This is a genomic window from Microvirga sp. P4_G7, from assembly GCF_056401005.1.
In genome coordinates, this window is the sequence record NZ_JBFUKD010000222.1 from 1 (window position 1) to 5440 (window position 5440).

Annotated in this window: 5 protein-coding genes; 4 read left to right on the forward strand and 1 reads right to left on the reverse strand. The window is 62.2% G+C overall.

Going from position 1 to position 5440, the window contains the following annotated elements; all coding sequences use genetic code 11:
• A partial coding sequence (locus AC1DT3_RS11275) for an MFS transporter (protein ID WP_477465346.1) occupies positions 1 to 715 on the forward strand: 715 nt, incomplete at its 5' end.
• Between the two features lie 2 nt (positions 716 to 717).
• Here the strand turns inward: AC1DT3_RS11275 and queF are convergent.
• Positions 718 to 1170, reverse strand: a complete 453-nt coding sequence (queF, locus tag AC1DT3_RS11280; protein WP_477465350.1) for a preQ(1) synthase — start codon at positions 1168 to 1170, stop codon at positions 718 to 720.
• A 154-nt stretch (positions 1171 to 1324) separates the two neighbouring features.
• Here queF and eno point away from each other — a divergent pair, with 154 nt between their 5' ends.
• The 3 genes from eno to AC1DT3_RS11295 all read left to right on the forward strand — a co-directional run bounded on the left by eno (position 1325) and on the right by AC1DT3_RS11295 (position 5277).
• A complete protein-coding gene (gene eno / locus AC1DT3_RS11285) occupies positions 1325 to 2608 on the forward strand; it encodes a phosphopyruvate hydratase (RefSeq protein WP_477465347.1) in 1284 nt (427 codons plus the stop codon).
• 29 nt (positions 2609 to 2637) lie between these two features.
• Positions 2638 to 3411: a hypothetical protein gene (locus tag AC1DT3_RS11290; protein WP_477465348.1), complete on the forward strand. Its 774-nt coding sequence runs from the start codon at positions 2638 to 2640 to the stop codon at positions 3409 to 3411.
• A 126-nt stretch (positions 3412 to 3537) separates the two neighbouring features.
• The gene (locus AC1DT3_RS11295; protein WP_477465349.1) at positions 3538 to 5277 is read left to right on the forward strand and encodes a cadherin repeat domain-containing protein; all 1740 of its coding nucleotides are present in this window, start codon (positions 3538 to 3540) and stop codon (positions 5275 to 5277) included.
• The last annotated feature ends 163 nt before the right edge of the window (positions 5278 to 5440 follow it).

Here is a 5440-nt window from a genome sequence, read left to right on the forward strand (position 1 = left end):
CGCCGAGATCATGGGATGGCGGGGCGTGTTCGTGCTCTCGACCGGGATGATGGCAGTGGCCCTGGCTGCGACCCTGATCGGTTTTCGCGGCGCCGTTCCTGGCGGAAAGTTCGACCTGCGCGCCGCCCTGACGCGCTACGGCGAGATTCTCTCGAACCGGCGCGCTCTGTCGCTCTTCACCTTCGTCTTCGTCGAGGCGACGGCGATCTTCGGCATCTTTCCTTATATGGCTCCACTTCTCGAAGAGCGCGGCGGAGGCGGCGCGACGGAGGCCGGCTTCGCGATCGGCGGCTTCGCCATTGGCGGTCTCGTCTATTCGGTCCTCGTCACGTGGATGCTCAGGCGGATGGGCATCGCCCGTATCCTGGCGGTCGGCGGGCTTTTCGCAGCCGCTGCCCTGGTCGCGTTGGGCTTCGCCGCGGACTGGAAGCTCGATGCGCTCGCCATGCTCCTGATGGGCCTCGGCTTCTACATGCTGCACAACACGTTCCAGGCGCAGGTGACGGAGGTTGCGCCGCATGCCCGCGCGTCAGCGGTCGCGCTTCACGCTTTCTCGTTCTTCTGCGGGCAGGCGCTCGGCGTGGTGTTCATGGGGATCGGTCTCCGCTCCGTCGGATTGACCGCGTCGACCGTGATCGCCGCTGTCGTCATCCTCTGTGTCGGGCTGACCGCCTCGTTCGTGCTGTCGCGCCCCGCTCGACCCCACCCCGCGTAGCCTCAGCCGCGTGCGCGATAGGGCGCGACGCCTTGATCGGGCAGCCACAGGTTCTTCGGCATCTCGCCTGTCTGCCAGAATACGTCGATCGGAATGCCGCCGCGCGGGAACCAATAGCCGCCGATGCGCAGGTAACGCGGCTCGAGCAAGTCGGCCAGTCTCTTGCCGATGGCGACAGTGCAATCCTCATGAAACGCGCCGTGGTTGCGGAAGCTGTGGAGATAGAGCTTCAACGATTTCGATTCCACGAGCCAGGGGCCGGGAACGTAGTCGATGACCAGAAGCGCGAAATCGGGCTGGCCGGTGACCGGACAGAGCGAGGTGAACTCCGGACAGGTGAACCGCGCCACGTAATCCGTGTCCTGGTGCGGATTGGGCACTCTGTCGAGCGTCGCCTCTTCCGGGGATTGCGGTTGAGGGCTCGCGTGCCCGAGCTTGAGGTGCGCGTCGGTCATGGGGTCGGTCATGGCAACTGGCCTTTGAATTGGTGTGGCGTCACGGGATAGCGTCCTTGCCCCAATGAGCGTTTCGGTCAATAAGCCCAACGTGACGCTTTTGGCCGCAACTGTGCCAGACCTTCGCCAGCCCTTCGTCTCTAGGAGCCTACTCATGACAGCGATCATCGACGTCCATGCCCGCCAGATCCTCGACAGCCGTGGCAATCCCACCGTCGAAGTGGATGTGACGCTGGAAGATGGCTCGATGGGTCGCGCCGCGGTGCCGTCCGGCGCCTCGACAGGCGCGCATGAAGCCGTCGAACTGCGTGACGGCAACAAGTCCCGGTATCAGGGCAAGGGCGTCCTGAAGGCCATCGAAGCCGTCAACGGAGAGATCCTCGACGCGATCGGCGGCATGGACGCGGAAGATCAGGTTGCCATCGACGAGACCATGATCGAACTCGACGGTACGCCCAACAAGGCACGCCTCGGCGCCAACGCGATCCTGGGCGTTTCGCTCGCCGTCGCCAAGGCTGCCGCCGATGCCGCCGCGTTGCCGCTCTACCGTTATGTCGGCGGTACGCAGGCGCGCGTGCTGCCGGTGCCGATGATGAACATCATCAACGGCGGCGCACACGCGGATAATCCGATCGACTTCCAGGAATTCATGATCCTGCCGGTCGGCGCRCCCAACATCGCCGAAGCGGTGCGCATGGGTTCCGAGGTGTTTCACACGCTCAAGAAGGCCCTGAAGGACGCCGGTCACAACACCAATGTCGGCGACGAAGGCGGTTTCGCTCCCAATCTGCCGAGCGCCGAGGCCGCTCTCGATTTCATCATGAAGTCGATCGAACAGGCCGGCTACAAGCCGGGCAAGGACATGGTGATCGGCCTCGATTGCGCCGCAACCGAATTCTTCAAGAATGGCGCGTATGTCTATGAAGGCGAAGGAAAAAAGCGCAGCCCGCAAGAGCAAGCCGAGTATCTCGCCAAGCTCGCCGCCGCCTATCCCATCGCCTCCATCGAGGACGGCATGTCGGAGGACGATTGGGAGGGCTGGAAGGCCGTCACCGATCTGATCGGCGCCAAATGCCAGCTCGTCGGCGACGATCTCTTCGTCACCAATGTCGAGCGCCTGTCGCAGGGCATCGAGAAGGGTGTCGCCAATTCGCTCCTCGTGAAGGTGAACCAGATCGGCTCGCTCACCGAGACGCTCGCCGCCGTCGAGATGGCCCATCGCGCCGGTTACACGGCCGTGATGTCCCATCGCTCGGGCGAGACGGAGGATTCGACCATCGCCGATCTCGCGGTCGCGACGAATTGCGGACAGATCAAGACGGGTTCGCTCGCGCGCTCCGACCGGTTGGCGAAGTACAACCAGCTCATCCGCATCGAGGAAGAACTCGGCTCGCAGGCACGCTATGCGGGCAGGGCGGCGTTGAAGGCGTTTCGCTGAGGCGACGTGCTGAACGCCACCGCTTTCCAATGAACGAGCCGCTCACTTTTTGCGACGACATGGCGATGACTTATGACGCGTCTCGCCGCCTCTTTGCGCCGGGTGAGCGGCTTTCGTTCGACGAATCCTATCGCCTGGCGCATCTGCCTCTCGTCGTTCCCGGACATGCTGACGTCATCCGCAGCGTTCCCGACCGCGATTACGTCGACGGACGCTATGAGCGACCGCGCCATTCTCTCATCGCGCCCGTCTCCGCCGCGGACCTGATGGCGTCTCCCGTATTTCGGGAGATGGAAGCCGAAATGCGGGCGGCTTCCTTCGCCGCGAAAATCCATTGGGGATTGTGCGAAACGCGCGCGGCCACCCTCCACGCGACCATCGTGAATGGTCTCGTCGAGCGCGACATCGACACCTGCGCAAAAGCTGTCGCCGACGGCTTGCGTTTCATCGATGCGATCACGTTCCGTCTGGGCGGGCCGTTCATCGGCATGAAGAATTTTGGGCGGATCTATTTCCCCGTCTATCCTCAAATCATTCGAGGCGAGGATGCGTTCGCCCTCATTCAGGACGCGTGCGGCGCCCCTCGGACGCGATTCTACGTTGTCGGCTACTACCATCTGACCGACGCGCTCGATGCGCCCGAAACGCACGACCTCGCGCTGCTTCTCGAGAGATGGCGCGGACGGATCATGGCCGAGTTGACGCTCTCCACATTGACCATCCAGGCCACCAACGACGATCTGGCGCTCACAGGCCGGCCGGTGGCTCGGATCGAGCTTGGCGACAGCGTCGCACTCGCCTGAGCGGACAAGGTTGCAGCTCCCGGTGTGAAAGTTTCCCTAACGACAGTGCAACTTGCTTGATCGTCAATGGAACTATATAACGATGCTTTGGTTGCTATTCAGACCAGTTTTGTCGAGGGAATTGCCATGACCGATTTTTTTATCGACGCAGACCGCAGCACGACGTCGCCCAACGACCATTGCGTCGATCTCCTCGCCGCTCGCGACAGGGTCGTGGTCAATCAGAACATTCATGTGACGGCGGCGGGTGCCGGCGCGAACGGCATTCATTCGGACTTGGCGGCAAATGCTGTGACGGTGAGTAGCGGAGCCGCCGTTTCCAGCACGTTGGCGAGCGGCATTTTCCTCAACGGTACAGGCGCAAACGGCTATGGAGCCCATTTCATAACGGTTGATGCCGCAGCAAATGTCAGTGGTGGGCAATATGGTGTGTACGCAGCCGGTAGCCTGAATACTCTGAAAAATTCGGGTGCGATCCGCGGAGCCACTGGCGCGCAAATCGGTACGGGGACAGGCATTGCAAACGAGATCTACCAATCAGGCTCTCTGATCGGAAGCGATGGAGATGGTTTGCGGATCTCCGGGGACGGGATTGTCAACAACACGGGCCTCATTCAGGGATCGATCGCGGGAGTCCTCGTCTTTGGAAATCTTTACGCGGTCATCAACAATTACGGAACGATCATAGGCGGGGTAGCCGGGAGCGTGATTGTTAGCTCCGGCACGTCAGAATCCACAGTCAACAATTTTGGGAGAATTGAAGGGAGGATCGCGSTCAATAGTGCCGATGATGTCTATGAGGGTCGCCTGGGATCGGTGACCGGGTTGGTTTTTCTCGGCAGTGGCAACGACCGGGCCTACGGCGGTGTCGGCGCCGAGAGATTCCAGGGGAGCGGGGGCAACGACACGATCGACGGTGGCGGCGGGCAGGACATCGCCGTGTTTTCCGGTGCGAAGGCGGATTATCACATCACGCTCAACGGCGGTACGGGCGTAACCATTGTCGATACGCGAAACAACAACGACGACACGGATCAGCTCAACAACGTCCGCTTCGCCCAGTTCTCCGACGGGACCGTCACGCTCTACAACACCGCACCCACCGCCGTCGCACTGTCGAAGACCGCGATCGCTGAAAACGCATTGGTGAACACCGTGGTCGCTAACCTGTCGGCCACCGATGCGGACGGGGACGCGCTGACATACAGCCTGCTCGCCGACGGTGGCGGTACGTTCCGCCTCGACGGCGCCAGCCTCGTCCTGCTCAAGCCGCTCGATTACGAGACGCAGGTCCCGCAATCGATCTCGGTGAAAGCAAGGGACGCGTATGGCGGCGAGGCGGTGCAGACCTTTCGGGTCGATGTCGCCAACGTAATCGAGACCACGGGCCTCACGCTGATCGGCACACCGGGCGACGACGTGCGGGTGGGTGAGGCGGGCAACGACCTGATCTTCGGCCTGGGCGGAAACGACATTCTCAAGGGCGAGGGCGGAAACGACATGCTCTACGGCGGACTCGGCAAGGACACCCTGAGCGGTGGATCAGGCGATGACGTGTTCGTGTTCGACAGCCGTCCAAGAAAGGCGACGAATCTCGACACCGTCACCGATTACGCGGTGGCGAACGACATCATCCATCTGGCCAAGAGCGCGTTCACCAAGATCGCCAAAAAGGGCGTTCTGTCGAGCGCCGCGTTCCACATCGGCGACAAGGCAGGCGATCCGAGCGACCGGGTCATCTACAACAAAAACAACGGCGCGCTCCTGTATGACAACGACGGCACCGGCACGCACGCGGCCATCCAGTTCGGGACGTTGGCAAGGAACCTCAAAACGATGTCGCACAAGGAGTTCTACGTAATTTGAGACTTCCACGCGATGTGAGGAACCCCGACGAGGCGAGCGGCGCTACCGTCCTCCCCCGTCATGGCCGGGCTCGTCCCGGCCACCTCGATCGGTATGGCGCGGCGCTTTTCGGAGCGAGGTCACCGGGACAAGCCCGGTGATGACGTGTGGAGGGGCGATGACG

Bases quoted from the DNA above. Each gene is read 5' to 3' on its own strand.
- queF (WP_477465350.1), bottom strand. From the start codon at position 1,170: ATGACCGACGCGCACCTCAAGCTCGGGCACGCGAGCCCTCAACCGCAA.
- AC1DT3_RS11290 (WP_477465348.1), top strand. From the start codon at position 2,638: ATGAACGAGCCGCTCACTTTTTGCGACGACATGGCGATGACTTATGAC.